This window comes from Streptococcus gwangjuense, from assembly GCF_003627155.1.
In the GTDB taxonomy this organism is placed as follows: domain Bacteria; phylum Bacillota; class Bacilli; order Lactobacillales; family Streptococcaceae; genus Streptococcus; species Streptococcus gwangjuensis.
The window spans coordinates 1856696-1872608 of record NZ_CP032621.1; the positions used below are offsets into that span (position 1 = coordinate 1856696).

Sequence of the window (15913 nt, forward strand, 5' to 3'; positions counted from 1 at the left end):
ATGAACAAGAAAGCGCTTTATTTTGTATACTAGTTACTGTAAAGAGGAAACATCCTCAAGATCTTTATCAGGAGGACAGCACATGTCACAAGAAAAATACATCATGGCTATTGACCAGGGAACTACAAGTTCTCGTGCCATCATTTTCAACAAAAAGGGGGAAAAGGTTAGCTCGAGTCAAAAAGAGTTTACTCAGATTTTCCCTCAGGCAGGTTGGGTAGAGCACAATGCCAATGAAATTTGGAACTCTGTTCAGTCAGTTATTGCGGGTGCTTTCATCGAAAGTGGTGTCAAGCCAAATCAAATCGAAGCAATCGGAATTACCAACCAGCGTGAAACAACTGTCGTCTGGGATAAGAAAACAGGGCTCCCTATCTACAACGCTATCGTTTGGCAATCACGCCAGACAGCACCTCTGGCTGAACAACTAAAAAGTCAAGGTTACGTGGAAAAATTCCATGAAAAGACTGGTTTGATCATCGATGCTTACTTCTCTGCTACCAAGGTTCGTTGGATTTTGGACCATGTAGAAGGCGCTCAAGAGCGAGCAGAAAAAGGGGAATTACTCTTTGGTACTATTGACACTTGGTTGGTTTGGAAATTGACTGACGGTGCGGCTCACGTGACCGACTACTCAAATGCAGCCCGTACCATGCTTTATAACATTAAAGAACTCAAATGGGATGATGAGATTTTGGAAATCCTCAACATTCCTAAGGCTATGCTACCAGAAGTTCGTTCTAACTCTGAAATCTACGGTAAGACAGCGCCATTCCATTTCTACGGTGGAGAAGTGCCAATCTCAGGTATGGCTGGTGACCAACAGGCAGCCCTCTTTGGACAGTTGGCCTTTGAACCAGGTATGGTTAAAAATACTTACGGAACAGGTTCTTTCATCATCATGAATACTGGGGAAGAGATGCAGTTGTCTGAGAACAATCTTTTGACAACCATTGGTTACGGTATCAATGGCAAGGTTTACTATGCCTTGGAAGGTTCTATCTTCATCGCAGGAAGCGCCATTCAGTGGCTTCGTGACGGTCTTCGCATGGTTGAAAATTCACCAGAATCTGAAAAATACGCTCGTGATTCTCACAACAACGATGAAGTTTATGTTGTTCCAGCCTTTACAGGTCTAGGAGCTCCATACTGGAACCAAAACGCTCGCGGTTCTGTATTTGGCTTAACTCGTGGAACAACTAAAGAAGACTTTATCAAGGCGACTTTGCAATCTATTGCTTATCAAGTACGTGACATCATCGACACCATGCAAGTGGATGCTCAGACAGCTATCCAGGTCTTGAAAGTAGACGGTGGTGCGGCTATGAACAACTTCCTCATGCAGTTCCAAGCTGACATTTTGGGAATCGACATCGCACGCGCCAAAAACTTGGAAACAACAGCTCTAGGGGCAGCCTTCCTAGCAGGTTTGTCAGTAGGTTACTGGAAAGACTTGGATGAGTTGAAACTCTTGAACGAGACAGGAGAACTCTTTGAACCATCTATGAACGAATCTCGCAAGGAACAACTCTACAAGGGCTGGAAGAAGGCTGTAAAAGCAACCCAAGTCTTTGCGGAAGTAGACGACTAATACTGGAAGAATAAAGCGACTCAGTTAGAAAGTGTGTAAATATGGAATTTTCAAAGAAAACACGTGAATTATCAATTCAAAAAATGCAGGAACGTACCTTGGACCTCTTGATTATCGGTGGAGGAATCACTGGTGCTGGTGTAGCTTTGCAGGCTGCAGCCAGTGGTCTAGATACTGGTTTGATTGAAATGCAAGACTTTGCAGAAGGAACATCCAGCCGTTCAACTAAATTGGTTCACGGAGGACTACGTTACCTTAAGCAATTTGATGTAGAAGTGGTATCAGACACAGTTTCTGAACGTGCAGTGGTTCAACAAATCGCACCACATATTCCAAAACCAGATCCAATGCTCTTGCCAGTTTACGATGAAGATGGAGCGACCTTTAGCCTCTTCCGTCTCAAAGTAGCCATGGACTTGTACGACCTTTTGGCAGGAGTTAACAACACACCAGCTGCTAACAAGGTCTTGAGCAAGGAAGAAGTTTTGGAACGCCAGCCAAACTTGAAGAAAGAAGGTTTGGTAGGAGGTGGGGTTTATCTTGACTTCCGTAACAACGATGCACGTCTCGTGATTGAAAACATCAAACGTGCCAACCAAGACGGTGCCCTCATTGCTAACCACGTGAAGGCAGAAGGCTTCCTCTTTGACGAAAGTGGCAAGATTACAGGTGTTGTAGCTCGTGATCTCTTTACAGACCAAGTCTTTGAAATCAAGGCTCGTCTGGTTATCAATACAACAGGTCCTTGGAGCGACAAGGTGCGCAATTTGTCTAATAAGGGAACACAATTCTCACAAATGCGTCCAACTAAGGGAGTTCACTTGGTAGTGGATTCAAGCAAAATCAAGGTTTCACAACCAGTTTACTTTGATACAGGTTTGGGTGACGGTCGTATGGTCTTTGTTCTCCCACGTGAAAACAAGACTTACTTTGGGACAACTGATACAGACTACACAGGTGATTTGGAACATCCAAAAGTAACTCAGGAAGATGTAGATTACCTACTTGGCATTGTCAACAACCGCTTCCCAGAAGCCAACATCACCATTGATGATATCGAAAGTAGCTGGGCAGGTCTTCGTCCATTGATCGCAGGCAATAGCGCTTCTGACTACAATGGAGGAAATAACGGAACCATCAGTGATGAAAGCTTTAACAACTTGATTGCTACTGTTGAATCTTATCTCTCTAAAGAAAAAACGCGTGAAGATGTTGAGTCTGCTGTCAGCAAGCTTGAAAGCAGTACCTCTGAGAAACATTTGGATCCATCTGCAGTTTCACGTGGTTCGAGCTTGGACCGTGATGACAATGGCCTTTTGACCCTTGCTGGTGGTAAAATCACAGACTACCGTAAGATGGCTGAAGGAGCTATGGAGCGCGTGGTTGACATTCTCAAAGCAGAATTTGACCGTAGCTTTAAACTCATCAATTCTAAGACTTACCCTGTTTCAGGTGGGGAATTGAACCCAGCAAATGTGGACTCGGAAATCGAAGCCTTTGCGCAACTTGGAGTGTCACGTGGTTTGGATAGCAAGGAAGCTCATTACCTAGCAAATCTTTACGGTTCAAATGCACCGAAGGTCTTTGCTCTTGCTCATAGTTTGGAACAAGCGCCAGGACTCAGTTTGGCAGACACTTTGTCACTTCACTATGCAATGCGCAATGAGTTGGCTCTGAGCCCAGTTGACTTCCTCCTTCGTCGTACCAATCACATGCTCTTTATGCGTGATAGTTTGGATAGCATCGTTGAGCCAGTTTTGGATGAAATGGGACGATTCTATGACTGGTCAGAAGAGGAAAAAGTAGCCTACCGTGCGGATGTCGAAGCGGCTCTCGCTAACAACGATTTAGCAGAATTAAAAAATTAAGAAAAAATAAAAGAGGTAGAGGGCAGCATTCCTTGCCGCCCGCCCCTTCTTTTTAATGGAGACAGAAAGATGATGAATGAATTATTTGGAGAGTTTTTAGGGACTTTAATCCTGATTCTTCTAGGAAATGGTGTTGTTGCAGGTGTGGTTCTTCCAAAAACTAAGAGCAACAGTTCAGGTTGGATTGTGATTACTATGGGTTGGGGGATTGCAGTTGCGGTTGCAGTCTTTGTATCTGGCAAGCTCAGTCCAGCTCATTTAAACCCAGCTGTGACAATTGGTGTAGCTTTAAAAGGTGACTTGCCTTGGGCTTCCGTTTTTCCTTACATCCTAGCTCAGTTTGCAGGGGCTATGCTCGGTCAGATTTTGGTTTGGTTGCAATTCAAACCTCACTATGAGGCAGAAGAAAATGCAGGAAATATTTTGGCTACTTTCAGCACAGGACCAGCTATCAAAGATACTGTATCAAACTTGATCAGCGAAATCCTTGGCACCTTTGTATTGGTATTGACAATCTTTGCTTTGGGACTTTATGACCTTCAAGCAGGTATCGGAACCTTTGCAGTGGGAACCTTGATTGTTGGTATTGGTCTATCACTAGGTGGGACAACAGGTTATGCCTTGAACCCAGCTCGTGACCTTGGACCTCGTATCATGCACAGTATCCTTCCAATTTCAAACAAGGGAGACGGAGACTGGTCTTATGCCTGGATTCCTGTTGTGGGACCTGTTATTGGTGCAGCTTTGGCTGTGCTTGTATTCTCACTTTTCTAAGATATTAAAACTCAATTATTCATACTTCAATAAACACAACTTACAAAAAATGACCAAAATAAAGGAGTACTTTCTCACTTCATTTTGGTCATTTTGATTTTTTTAAGTTTGTATACTGGTGTTGATTACTATTTCAGCTAAAAAGTCAGAATCCTTCACCGGTTCCTTCATCAATTTTTTGTTCTTGAATTTTATTTATTGTGTGAATAATTTTGTCTCATTATTGGGGTTCAGTACTAAGAGTCATTTGGATTTTTTATTTTAAGAAATAAAATAACAGAAGTATTCATAGTTTTTAAATTATGGTATAATGAATAAAGTTAACTATCTTTGGTAATATGATAGGAACTAATCTTAAAAAGATAAATCATGAGATGAGAAAAAGAAAAAAGGAGTTTGGCTGGTATGAATTATTTCGAGGGGAATGAGTTTTTCCTTCTTTTGTTTGTAGTTTTACTAATTGGTTTTGTAGTAAACTTTTTTGAAAAACGTAAGGACTACTATATTTTGGTGCTCTCCCTCTTATTTGCAGGAGCTATTTATGGCAAGAGTAGAGCAATGATTATCTATTTACTCGCCTTTGTCATTTATCAATATTTTCTAGTTTTTCTAGCACAGAGTATAGAAGTAAAGCGGATGAAACCTCTGATTTTCCTTTCTATTTTTCCTTTGGTGATTAATAAAGTCTTTGCCCTGACTTCTCTGCATTTGTTGGCCTTTATTGGAATTTCTTACATGTCCTTTAAGACTATTCAGATCATGCTGGAGATATCGGATGGCTTGATTAAAGAAAAGATTAGCATAAAAGACTACCTGCAATTTTTACTTTTTTTCCCTACAGTTAGTGCTGGTCCGATTGATCGGAGTAGGAGATTTTTAAAAGAGATAAACGAGGTCATGCCTCGAAAAGAGTATCTAGAGTTAGCAGGGGACGGTGTGTATCGTATCGTTTTAGGTCTACTTTACAAGGTTGTTTTGTCAACCTATGTGTACCAGATGATACTCGCTCTAAGCAATACTGGTACAGTCGTTTACTCAATCAAGTATATGTACCTCTATACCTTGTATCTGTTCTTCGACTTTGCAGGCTATAGTCTAATGGCTGTCGGAAGTAGTAACATTCTAGGTATTCAGACACCGATGAACTTTAACAAACCTTTCTTGAGTGTCGATATCAAGGATTTCTGGACCAGATGGCATATCACTTTGTCGACCTGGTTGAGAGATTTTGTATTTTCAAGAGTATTGATGCAGGTTATCAGGAAAAAATGGTTTAAAAATAGACTACACAATGCAACCTATGCCTATATGGTCAATATGTTGGTCATGGGTTTTTGGCATGGTCTTAGTGTTAGCTACATTGTTTATGGTTTTTATCACGGTGTCTTGATGGCTGGATTTGAAGTGTATCAAAAGAAAAGCACTTTTTATAAGAAAAATAAAAACAAAAATTGGTATAAACTACTAAGTTGGTTTGTGACCATGAATTTGGTTATGATTGGTTTCTTTATCTTTTCAGGTGAACCCTATAAAATCTTACTTACGATTTTAAAGAGATAAGAAATTGAAAAGAGATTGGACGGATCGAAGGGATAGGATAAAACGAGATGATTAAACTAAAAGCATTTTTGCTATCGCTTGTGCTCGTAATTGCGACGCTTGCCCTTTTAAATGTGACATACGTCAAGAAGATTGATGATTATTATAAAGTAAAGGATAACAGTATTCGCTATAGCACTTCGTATGAAAAGTATAAAAGTAGAGATATTCTGACAAGCAATATTACTCCCAATACATTTGTTTTATTGGGATCATCTGAGTTGGTTGCGACGATAAATGAAGACTATCATCCCAATAAAATTTTTAACTACAACGATTTTAATATCATGCAGATTGGGACCAGTTATTCACAAAACATCATTCAGGCTACGACCTTGGGTTCTATTGAAGGATCTATGACTAAGCGAAAAGTGGCTATAATAGAGTCGGTTCAGTGGTTTGAAAAAGATGGGACTCATCAGGATGCCTTTTTGAATAAGGCTTCTCAGGAACATATTTTTCAGACACTCTCTAATAAGAAAATTAGCAAAGATACCAAGGAAAAACTTATTGATAGAATTATTGAAATAACTAAAGGGAATAAGCTTCAAAATGACCTTTATAAGAAATATAAGAGCTACTTCATAGAAGGTAAAGGAACCTTTATTGATAAGAAGTTATTAGAGTTAGATAATACGATTTATTCCTTTAAACTCAAACAGATTTTTTATCAAAAACATGCCAAATCAGATTATCCTTCACTAGGGGATAAAACTCCAGACTATGATTGGGAGAAAATGACGAATCAGTTTGTAGAAGAGGTCAAAAAGAAAACAGACAATAATGATTATGCTGTTGATAATAACTACTACAATACTTACTTAAAAGATCGCTATGCATCGTTGAAAGATTCCAATAAAGATTTGAGCTATCTGGAGTCACCAGAGTATTCAGATATGGAACTCTTCTTGACAGTTGCCAAGGAATTGGGCATTGAAGTTGAGGTCATTATTTTCCCAGTAAACGGGAAATGGAATGACTACACAGGTGTCTCAAGAGAGATGCGGGAGAAAACTTATAAAAAAATAGAAGATGTCGCAAAAAGCTATGGTGCAACGGTATTAAACTATGGAAACAGAGAGTATGATGATTACTTTTTATTTGATGTGATGCATGTTGGAGTGAAAGGATGGATGGAAGTTGAAAAAGAACTTTACAAATTTGCAAACCAAGATAACTAACACACACCGTTTAATCTTGTGGACGCTATTTTTCTATACGGTTATCTTAAGCATCGTGATTTATTGTTTTGTGACCGATTTTTCGAACATTCAAGAATTTATCTATAGTGAATTCTAGGATTACATACTATAAAAATCTCTAGATAAAGGGAACTGCACCGATAAAGTGAGACATAAGATAAGGCTCTATAATATTTATAGTGGAAAAATCCTCTATAGGTAGTATGGAGCCTACTTTGTTGTAGCTCCCCATATAATCCATACTGAAAAGCATTTAAGCTATCATTAGAAAGAATCATATGGAACAAATTAATGTTACTGGAACGTAGTGAAAATAGACGGGTAAACAATTGAAAAACTAGTCTATAAAGTGGTATAATAGCAGAAAAATAAATTAGTAAGAAATTGATTTTATTTTAACGGAAAATTACAGAAATGAATGGTTTTTCTTGATGAAACAGAGAAAAGAATTGTACATATTTCTTGGTCGGACAGCCTTGTATTTTCTTATCTTTCTAGGGCTGCTTTACTTTTTTAGCTATCTTGGTCAGGGTCAAGGAAGCTTTATCTATAATGAATTTTAACTTGAAGGAGAATCCTTATTATGTCAAATAAAGCAATCGTAGATATGATTGAAACCATTGAGCATTTTGCTCAGACACAGCCTAGCTATCCTGTTTACAATGTTTTGGGGCAGGAACACACTTATGGAGATTTGAAGGCTGATTCGGATAGTTTAGCTGCAGCCATCGACCAACTAGGCTTGCCTGAGAAGTCTCCTGTGGTTGTTTTTGGAGGCCAAGAGTATGAGATGTTGGCAACTTTTGTAGCGCTGACTAAGTCAGGTCATGCCTACATTCCAATTGATAGCCATTCGGCTTTGGAGCGAGTTTCAGCTATTTTAGAAGTAGCGGAGCCAAGTTTGATTATTGCCATCTCAGATTTTCCATTGGAGCAGGTTTCTACGCCAATGATGACTCTAGCTCAGGCTCAAGAAGCCTTTGTTCAAGGGACAAGCTATGAGATCACGCATCCAGTCAAGGGCGATGATAACTACTACATTATCTTTACTTCTGGTACAACTGGTAAGCCTAAGGGAGTGCAGATTTCACATGATAACCTCCTCAGCTTTACCAACTGGATGATTACGGACAAGGAATTTGCGACGCCAAGTCGTCCGCAAATGCTGGCTCAGCCCCCTTATTCTTTTGACTTGTCTGTCATGTACTGGGCACCGACATTAGCACTTGGTGGTACACTTTTCGCTCTTCCTTCAGCTATTACTCAGGACTTTAAGCAACTCTTTGCGACCATCTTTTCATTGCCAATCGCCATCTGGACATCAACCCCTTCTTTTGCGGATATGGCCATGTTGTCTGAAGACTTTAATAGTAAGAAAATGCCTGGAATCACGCATTTCTACTTTGATGGCGAAGAATTGACGGTTAAAACAGCTCAAAAACTGCGCGAGCGTTTCCCAAATGCCCGTATTATCAATGCTTACGGCCCAACAGAAGCGACAGTGGCCCTGTCAGCAGTTGCCGTGACAGATGAGATGCTAGCGACTCTCAAACGCCTACCAATCGGCTATACCAAGGCTGATTCTCCAACCTTTATCATTGACGAGGAAGGAAATAAACTGCCAAATGGCGAACAGGGAGAAATCATTGTTTCTGGACCAGCTGTTTCAAAAGGATATATGAACAATCCTGAAAAAACAGGGGAAGCCTTCTTTGAGTTTGAAGGTCTACCAGCCTACCATACAGGAGATGTGGGAACTATGACAGATGAGGGCTTGCTTCTCTACGGCGGACGCATGGACTTCCAGATTAAGTTTAACGGTTACCGCATTGAGTTAGAAGATGTCTCTCAAAACCTCAATAAGTCTCGCTTTATCGAGTCTGCTGTCGCTGTTCCGCGCTATAATAAAGACCACAAGGTGCAAAATCTTCTAGCCTATGTCATCTTAAAAGATGGTGTTCGTGAGCAGTTTGAGCGTGATATCGATATTACCAAGGCCATTAAGGAAGACTTGACAGATATTATGATGTCTTATATGATGCCGTCCAAATTCCTTTATCGAGACAGTTTGCCACTGACTCCAAATGGAAAAATTGATATCAAAGGATTGATTAATGAGGTAAATAGGAGATGATGGAGTTCTTTAAACAGCTTCCTCATTTAGAGCCATACGGCAATCCTCAGTATTTTGTCTATGTGATTGTTGCAACCTTGCCCATCTTTATCGGCCTCTTTTTCAAGAAACGCTTTGCCTGGTACGAGGTATTGGTTAGTCTCTTCTTTATCGTTACCATGCTGGTAGGTGGGAAGACTAATCAATTGGCTGCCTTGGGCATTTATCTGTGCTGGGAAATATTGCTCTTGCTTTTCTATAAGCACTATCGAAAAAGTAAGGATGGTAAGTGGGTTTTCTACCTAGTTAGTTTTCTGTCCCTACTGCCGATTATCTTTGTCAAGGTGCAGCCAGCTATCAATGGAACGCAGTCTTTGCTTGGCTTTTTGGGTATTTCTTACCTGACCTTTCGTTCGGTTGGGATTATCATCGAGCTGAGAGATGGAGTGATTAAGGATTTTACCCTCTGGGAATTTCTCCGTTTTCTTCTCTTCATGCCGACCTTTTCAAGTGGCCCAATCGATCGCTTTAAGCGTTTTAATGAAAATTATCAGACCATTCCTGATCGGGATGAGTTGATGGATATGTTGGATGAATCTGTTCGCTATATTATGTGGGGATTTTTGTACAAGTTTATCCTGGCTCATATTTTAGGAGAAACTTTACTACCTCCTCTGAAGAATCTAGCCCTGCAGTCAGGTGGCTTCTTTAACCACTATGCCTTGGCAGTCATGTATACCTTTGGTCTGGAGCTTTTCTTTGACTTTGCAGGTTACTCTATGTTTGCCTTAGCCATTTCAAATTTGATGGGAATTCGTAGCCCTATCAACTTTAATAAGCCTTTTTTATCAAAGGATTTAAAGGAATTTTGGAATCGCTGGCACATGAGTCTCTCTTTCTGGTTCCGTGACTTTGTCTTTATGCGAATGGTCATGGTATTGACCAGAAAGAAGGTCTTTAAGAATCGCAATGTCACTTCAAGTGTGGCCTACATTATAAATATGCTGATTATGGGATTTTGGCACGGTGTGACCTGGTACTACATCGCCTATGGGCTCTTTCATGGGATTGGACTGGTCATCAATGACGCTTGGGGTCGTAAGAAAAAAACACTCAATAAGGAACGGAAAAAAGCAGGGAAAGCTGCTCTACCTGAGAATCGCTGGATTCAGTTGCTTGGCATGGTTGTCACCTTCCATGTCGTCATGCTATCATTCTTGATCTTTTCTGGATTTTTGAATGATTTATGGTTTAAAAAATAAAAGGAAATAAAATATGGATATCAAATCAGAAGTTATCGAAATTATTGATGAGTTGTTTATGGAAGATGTTTCTGACATGATGGATGAAGATCTTTTTGATGCAGGTGTCTTGGATAGTATGGGAACGGTTGAGTTGATTGTGGAGATTGAAAACCGTTTTGACATTCGTGTCCCTGTAACAGAGTTTGGTCGTGACGACTGGAATACAGCCAATAAAATCATAGCTGGTATTGTGGAGCTACAAAATGCTTAAACGCTTATGGATGATCTTCGGACCGGTCTTGATAGCTGGTTTGTTGGTTTGTCTGCTTATCTTTTTCTATCCTACTGAGATGAATCATGATCTGGGAGCTGAGAAGCGTTCAGCGGTGGCTACTACCATTGAAAGTTTTAAGGAGCGGAGTCAAAAGGTCAGAGCCCTATCTGATCCAAACATGCGTTTTGTTCCCTTCTTTGGCTCCAGTGAATGGCTTCGTTTTGACAGTGCTCATCCTGCAGTCTTGGCTGAGAAATACAATCGCTCCTACCGTCCTTATCTTTTAGGACAGAGAGGAGCTGCTTCACTCAATCAGTATTTTGGGATGCAACAGATGTTGTCACAGCTAGAGAATAAACAAGTTGTGTATGTTATCTCACCACAGTGGTTCAGTAAAAATGGCTATGAGCCAGCAGCCTTTCAGCAGTATTTTAATGGAGACCAGTTGACCAGTTTTCTGGAAAATCAATCTGGAGATCATGCTAGTCAATATGCAGCGACTCGCTTACTGCATCAGTTCCCAAACGTAGCTATGAAGGATCTGGTTCAGAAGTTGGCAAGTAAAGAAGAATTGTCGTCTTCAGACAATGAAATGATTGAATTATTGGCTCGGTTTAATGAACGTCAAGCTTCCTTTTTTGGTCAGTTTTCAGTTAGAGGCTATGTCAATTATGATAAGCATGTGGGTAGATATTTAAAAACCTTACCAGATCAGTTTTCTTATCAAGCCATAGAAGATATTGTTAAAGCAGATGCCGAAAAGAATACTTCTAATAATGATTTAGGAATGGAAAATTATTTCTATACTACTCAGATTAAAAAGGATTTGAAGAAATTAAAAGGTTCTCAGAAAACACATACCTATCTCAAGTCGCCAGAGTATAATGACTTGCAGTTGGTTTTAACACAGTTTTCTAAATCTAAGGTCAACCCGATTTTTATCATTCCACCTGTTAATAAAAAATGGATGGACTATGCTGGTCTACGAGAGGATATGTACCAACAAACGGTGCAGAAGATTCGCTACCAGTTAGAAAGTCAAGGTTTTACTAATATAGCAGATTTTTCTAAGGATGGAGGGGAGCCTTTTTTTATGAAGGATACCATTCATCTGGGTTGGTTGGGTTGGTTGGCATTTGACAAGGCCGTTGATCCTTTCCTATCCAATCCCACTCCAGCTCCGATGTACCATCTGAATGAGCGCTTTTTCAGTAAAGACTGGGCGACTTATGATGGAGATGTCAAGGAATTTCAATAGATAATAGTATGGAAGAGTTCAAGAATGAAACTGGTTTTCACGTTTTTTCTTGACTCTTTTTTTGGTTGTGATATAATTAACCAGTAAATAATTCTTCAAAGAATAGTATTTTCTCTTAAAAAAGAGAAGTCCAAAAGGAAAGGAGTCAGATATGAGACAGCTAGCGAAGGATATCGATGCTTTTTTGAATGAGGTGATTTTGCAGGCGGAAAATCAGCATGAAATCCTAATAGGTCATTGCACTAGCGAGGTGGCTCTGACCAATACCCAGGAGCATATCCTCATGCTCTTGTCAGAGGAATCTTTAACAAATTCAGAGTTGGCGCGTCGCCTCAATGTCAGTCAGGCAGCAGTTACCAAGGCCATTAAGTCTTTGGTCAAGGAAGGGATGTTGGAAACATCTAAAGATCCTAAGGATGCGCGTGTGATTTTTTATCAGTTGACTGATTTGGCTCGTCCAATCGCTGAGGAGCACCATCATCACCATGAGCATACACTTTTAACCTATGAACAAGTGGCGACTCAGTTTACTCCAAATGAACAAAAAGTGATCCAGCGGTTTTTGACTGCTTTAGTAGGAGAAATCAAATAATGAGATATATTACGGTAGAGGATTTATCCTTCTATTATGATAAGGAGCCCGTTCTTGAACATATCAATTATAGTGTTGATAGTGGGGAATTTGTTACCTTGACGGGGGAGAATGGGGCAGCTAAGACGACACTCATAAAGGCCAGTCTTGGAATTCTTCAGCCACGCATTGGAAAGGTGACTATTTCAAAGACAAATACGCAGGGTAAGAAATTGAGAATAGCTTACCTTCCTCAACAGATTGCCAGTTTTAATGCAGGTTTTCCGAGTACGGTGTATGAGTTTGTCAAGTCAGGTCGCTATCCACGAAAGGGTTGGTTCCGTCGTTTGAATGCTCATGATGAGGAGCATATCAAGGCTAGTCTGGACTCAGTTGGTATGTGGGAACATCGAGACAAACGCTTGGGCTCTCTATCTGGAGGACAAAAGCAGCGAGCGGTGATTGCGCGTATGTTTGCTTCGGATCCTGATGTGTTTATCCTAGATGAGCCGACAACGGGGATGGATGCAGGAAGTAAAAACGAATTTTACGAACTCATGCACCACAGCGCTCATCATCACGGCAAGGCTGTTTTGATGATTACCCATGACCCTGAAGAAGTTAAGGACTATGCGGACCGCAATATTCATCTAGTCCGTAACCAAGACTCGCCATGGCGTTGTTTCAACGTTCATGAGAATGATCAGGAGGTGGGCCATGCTTAGTTTGTTATCTTATGACTTTATGCAACGTGCCTTTCTGGCCGTTATTGCCATGAGTCTTTTCTCGCCGGTATTGGGGACCTTCCTTATCTTGCGCCGTCAGAGTTTGATGAGTGATACCCTCAGCCACGTCTCGCTTTCAGGTGTAGCCTTTGGTCTGGTACTAGGGATTTCTCCAACTATTTCTACTATTGCCATTGTCTTGATTGCGGCAGTCTTCCTGGAGTATCTCCGTACGGTTTACAAGAGCTTTATGGAAATAGGGACAGCTATCCTCATGTCGACAGGTCTGGCTGTTTCTCTGATTGTCATGAGCAAGGGTAAAAGCTCTAGCTCAATGAGTTTGGACCAGTATCTTTTTGGTTCAATCGTGACTATCAGTGAAGAGCAGGTTATTTCCCTCTTTGTCATTGCGGCGGTTGTTTTGATTTTGACCTTCCTCTTCCTTCGTCCAATGTATATCTTGACCTTTGATGAGGATACGGCCTTTGTGGATGGTTTGCCAGTTCGTACCATGTCCATTCTTTTTAACATGGTGACAGGGGTGGCCATTGCCCTTATGATTCCTGCTGCAGGAGCTCTTTTGGTATCGACTATCATGGTCTTACCAGCTAGTATTGCCCTTCGTCTGGGGAAAAACTTTAAATCGGTTATGCTGCTTGCCAGTGCTATTGGATTTTTGGGAATGGTAGCAGGACTTTACATTTCCTACTATGCAGAAACACCTGCAAGTGCAAGTATTACCATTATTTTTGTAACTGTCTTTTTACTCATCAGTTTAGTAAGACGTTTTATCAAATAGGAGACTAACGTGAAAAAAATTAGCTTATTGCTAGCCAGTCTATGTGCCTTGTTTTTAGTGGCTTGTTCCAATCAAAAGCAGGCAGATGGCAAACTAAATATCGTGACAACCTTTTATCCTGTCTATGAATTTACCAAGCAAGTCGCAGGAGATACGGCTAATGTAGAACTCCTAATCGGTGCTGGTACAGAACCCCATGAATATGAACCGTCTGCCAAGGCAGTTGCCAAAATCCAAGACGCAGATACCTTCGTTTATGAAAATGAAAACATGGAAACATGGGTTCCTAAATTGCTAGATACTTTGGATAAGAAAAAAGTCAAAACCATCAAGGCGACAGGCGATATGTTGCTCTTGCCAGGTGGTGAGGAAGAAGAGGGAGACCATGACCATGGAGAAGAAGGCCATCATCATGAGTTTGACCCCCATGTTTGGTTATCACCAGTTCGTGCCATTAAACTTGTAGAGCACATCCGTGATAGCTTGTCAGCAGATTATCCGGATAAAAAAGAGACCTTTGAGAAGAATGCTGCTGCCTATGTTGAAAAATTGCAAGCCTTGGATAAGGCTTATGCAGAAGGTTTATCTCAAGCTAAACAAAAGAGCTTTGTGACTCAACACGCAGCCTTTAACTACCTTGCCTTGGACTATGGGCTCAAACAAGTCGCAATCTCAGGACTTTCTCCAGATGCAGAGCCATCAGCAGCTCGCTTGGCAGAATTGACAGAGTACGTCAAGAAAAATAAAATTGCCTATATCTACTTTGAAGAAAATGCTTCACAAGCCCTTGCTAACACACTTTCAAAAGAGGCAGGTGTCAAAACAGATGTCCTTAATCCTTTAGAAAGTCTGACAGAAGAAGATACCAAGGCTGGCGAAAACTACATCTCCGTCATGGAGAAAAATCTCAAGGCTCTGAAACAAACAACGGACCAAGAAGGCCCAGCAATTGAGCCTGAAAAGGCAGAGGATACCAAGACAGTACAAAATGGTTACTTTGAGGATGCAGCTGTCAAGGACCGCACCTTGAGTGACTATTCAGGTAATTGGCAATCAGTTTATCCTTTCCTTGAAGATGGAACTTTTGATCAGGTCTTTGACTACAAGGCTAAGTTGACTGGTAAGATGACTCAGGCTGAATACAAGGCCTACTATACAAAAGGCTATCAGACAGATGTGACTAAGATTAATATCACTGATAACACTATGGAATTTGTTCAAGGTGGACAAAGTAAGAAATTCACCTACAAGTATGTTGGTAAGAAAATCTTAACTTACAAGAAAGGCAATCGTGGCGTGCGCTTCCTCTTTGAAGCCACAGATGCAGACGCTGGACAGTTCAAGTATGTTCAGTTTAGTGACCACAATATCGCCCCAGTGAAGGCAGAACATTTCCATATCTTCTTTGGAGGAACAAGCCAAGAAGCCCTCTTTGAAGAAATGGACAACTGGCCAACCTACTACCCAGATAATCTATCTGGCCAAGAAATCGCTCAAGAAATGTTGGCGCATTGATGAGAAACCGACTAGTTCATAAGAGCTAGTCGGTTTTTGGATACTAGATGGTAACTTCATTATAGACCTTTCAGATACCTAAGGAACGTAATCGGTAACCGATGACAAAAATAGTATACACATCAAATCTAGATCAACAACCTCACTTAATGCTTGAACTATTGGAGTGCGGTTCACTTCAATGATGTTTTTTGTGAGTCTTTTAAAGGGATTAACCGTTACTTGTTTCGTTTCTTTGTCCACGACTTGTAAAGCTCAGATAGTATGTTGATAATCAACGGAGTTAGAAAGAACGATCATGGTGCACCTAATTCTTTACCAGTTGTTTTAGTAAGAGATTAGACGACAATGTGACAATTCACCTCTAATTATTGACATTT

At 40.6% G+C, this 15913-nt stretch carries 14 protein-coding genes; all 14 read left to right on the forward strand.

Translation table 11 applies throughout. The features are described 5' to 3' along the window. The first annotated feature begins 82 nt into the window (after nt 1–82). A complete protein-coding gene (gene glpK, locus D7D53_RS09370) occupies nt 83–1591 on the forward strand; it encodes a glycerol kinase GlpK (RefSeq protein ID WP_000076786.1) in 1509 nt (502 codons plus the stop codon). A gap of 41 nt (nt 1592–1632) precedes the next feature. Continuing rightward, a complete protein-coding gene (gene glpO / locus D7D53_RS09375) occupies nt 1633–3459 on the forward strand; it encodes a type 1 glycerol-3-phosphate oxidase (RefSeq protein WP_120770785.1) in 1827 nt (608 codons plus the stop codon). 69 nt (nt 3460–3528) lie between these two features. Next, nucleotides 3529–4233 (forward strand): MIP/aquaporin family protein, encoded by a 705-nt coding sequence (locus tag D7D53_RS09380; RefSeq protein WP_000980817.1) that lies wholly within the window; start codon nt 3529–3531, stop codon nt 4231–4233. 405 nt (nt 4234–4638) lie between these two features. After that, on the forward strand, nt 4639–5793 hold the full coding sequence (dltB, locus tag D7D53_RS09385; protein ID WP_064276804.1) for a D-alanyl-lipoteichoic acid biosynthesis protein DltB: 1155 nt from the start codon (nt 4639–4641) through the stop codon (nt 5791–5793). Between the two features lie 47 nt (nt 5794–5840). Continuing rightward, nucleotides 5841–7013 (forward strand): D-alanyl-lipoteichoic acid biosynthesis protein DltD, encoded by a 1173-nt coding sequence (gene dltD / locus D7D53_RS09390; protein ID WP_120770786.1) that lies wholly within the window; start codon nt 5841–5843, stop codon nt 7011–7013. A gap of 452 nt (nt 7014–7465) precedes the next feature. After that, nucleotides 7466–7597, forward strand: coding sequence for a teichoic acid D-Ala incorporation-associated protein DltX (locus D7D53_RS09395; protein WP_033682482.1), 132 nt, complete (start codon nt 7466–7468; stop codon nt 7595–7597). Nucleotides 7598–7617: 20 nt separating this feature from the next. Continuing rightward, entirely contained in the window at nt 7618–9168 is a 1551-nt protein-coding gene (gene dltA, locus D7D53_RS09400) for a D-alanine--poly(phosphoribitol) ligase subunit DltA (protein ID WP_120770787.1), read from the forward strand. Then, entirely contained in the window at nt 9165–10409 is a 1245-nt protein-coding gene (gene dltB, locus D7D53_RS09405) for a D-alanyl-lipoteichoic acid biosynthesis protein DltB (RefSeq protein ID WP_120770788.1), read from the forward strand. The genes dltA and dltB (D7D53_RS09405) overlap by 4 nt, the downstream gene beginning before the upstream one ends. 13 nt (nt 10410–10422) lie before the next feature. Next, the gene (gene dltC / locus D7D53_RS09410; RefSeq protein WP_000351967.1) at nt 10423–10662 is read left to right on the forward strand and encodes a D-alanine--poly(phosphoribitol) ligase subunit DltC; all 240 of its coding nucleotides are present in this window, start codon (nt 10423–10425) and stop codon (nt 10660–10662) included. Then, nucleotides 10655–11923 (forward strand): D-alanyl-lipoteichoic acid biosynthesis protein DltD, encoded by a 1269-nt coding sequence (dltD, locus tag D7D53_RS09415; protein WP_120770789.1) that lies wholly within the window; start codon nt 10655–10657, stop codon nt 11921–11923. Before dltC ends, dltD (D7D53_RS09415) begins: the two co-directional genes overlap by 8 nt. 151 nt (nt 11924–12074) lie before the next feature. After that, nucleotides 12075–12515, forward strand: a complete 441-nt coding sequence (gene adcR / locus D7D53_RS09420) for a zinc-dependent transcriptional regulator AdcR (protein WP_001249308.1) — start codon at nt 12075–12077, stop codon at nt 12513–12515. Further along, complete coding sequence (locus D7D53_RS09425; protein ID WP_001269496.1) at nt 12515–13219, forward strand: metal ABC transporter ATP-binding protein; 705 nt, start codon at nt 12515–12517, stop codon at nt 13217–13219. The genes adcR and D7D53_RS09425 overlap by 1 nt, the downstream gene beginning before the upstream one ends. After that, entirely contained in the window at nt 13212–14018 is an 807-nt protein-coding gene (locus tag D7D53_RS09430) for a metal ABC transporter permease (protein ID WP_000950030.1), read from the forward strand. The genes D7D53_RS09425 and D7D53_RS09430 overlap by 8 nt, the downstream gene beginning before the upstream one ends. 9 nt (nt 14019–14027) lie before the next feature. Beyond that, a complete protein-coding gene (adcA, locus tag D7D53_RS09435; protein WP_120770790.1) occupies nt 14028–15533 on the forward strand; it encodes a zinc ABC transporter substrate-binding lipoprotein AdcA in 1506 nt (501 codons plus the stop codon). Nucleotides 15534–15913 lie beyond the last annotated feature (380 nt).

Excerpts from the sequence above, each read along its gene's own strand:
- glpK (WP_000076786.1), top strand. The coding sequence starts at position 83 with ATGTCACAAGAAAAATACATCATGGCTATTGACCAGGGAACTACAAGT.
- glpO (WP_120770785.1), top strand. The coding sequence starts at position 1,633 with ATGGAATTTTCAAAGAAAACACGTGAATTATCAATTCAAAAAATGCAG.
- D7D53_RS09380 (WP_000980817.1), top strand. The coding sequence starts at position 3,529 with ATGATGAATGAATTATTTGGAGAGTTTTTAGGGACTTTAATCCTGATT.
- dltB (WP_064276804.1), top strand. The coding sequence starts at position 4,639 with ATGAATTATTTCGAGGGGAATGAGTTTTTCCTTCTTTTGTTTGTAGTT.
- dltD (WP_120770786.1), top strand. The coding sequence starts at position 5,841 with ATGATTAAACTAAAAGCATTTTTGCTATCGCTTGTGCTCGTAATTGCG.
- D7D53_RS09395 (WP_033682482.1), top strand. The coding sequence starts at position 7,466 with ATGAAACAGAGAAAAGAATTGTACATATTTCTTGGTCGGACAGCCTTG.
- dltA (WP_120770787.1), top strand. The coding sequence starts at position 7,618 with ATGTCAAATAAAGCAATCGTAGATATGATTGAAACCATTGAGCATTTT.
- dltB (WP_120770788.1), top strand. The coding sequence starts at position 9,165 with ATGATGGAGTTCTTTAAACAGCTTCCTCATTTAGAGCCATACGGCAAT.
- dltC (WP_000351967.1), top strand. The coding sequence starts at position 10,423 with ATGGATATCAAATCAGAAGTTATCGAAATTATTGATGAGTTGTTTATG.
- dltD (WP_120770789.1), top strand. The coding sequence starts at position 10,655 with ATGCTTAAACGCTTATGGATGATCTTCGGACCGGTCTTGATAGCTGGT.
- adcR (WP_001249308.1), top strand. The coding sequence starts at position 12,075 with ATGAGACAGCTAGCGAAGGATATCGATGCTTTTTTGAATGAGGTGATT.
- D7D53_RS09425 (WP_001269496.1), top strand. The coding sequence starts at position 12,515 with ATGAGATATATTACGGTAGAGGATTTATCCTTCTATTATGATAAGGAG.
- D7D53_RS09430 (WP_000950030.1), top strand. The coding sequence starts at position 13,212 with ATGCTTAGTTTGTTATCTTATGACTTTATGCAACGTGCCTTTCTGGCC.